Genomic DNA, 230 nt, shown 5'->3' on the forward strand with positions numbered 1-230 from the left:
CATCGTAAAGCGGGGTAATAAAATCCGTATTAATAGCAGCCAAATAGTGAAGCTGTTTTTCTTTTTTTAGCCGGTTCAGCTCTGAAATGCTGGCGAGAATGCCCGAATGCTGGCTCTCCTCATCGGGATTGGCCATAAACAATACATTTCCCGGCAACGTCTCAAGGTTCTCCGAAAAATGCAGGAGATTGGCTAAATGCACGGCGATGCCGCTTTGCATATCGACAGAT

At 46.1% G+C, this 230-nt stretch carries 1 protein-coding gene; it reads right to left on the reverse strand.

Annotated features, from left to right (window positions below; all coding sequences use genetic code 11):
- On the reverse strand, positions 1-230 hold a 230-nt coding region (locus SB660_RS24235), incomplete at both ends, for a M20/M25/M40 family metallo-hydrolase (RefSeq protein ID WP_410585199.1).

This window comes from Bacillus sp. SIMBA_005 (genome assembly GCF_046535585.1).
Taxonomy (GTDB): domain Bacteria; phylum Bacillota; class Bacilli; order Bacillales; family Bacillaceae; genus Bacillus; species Bacillus pumilus.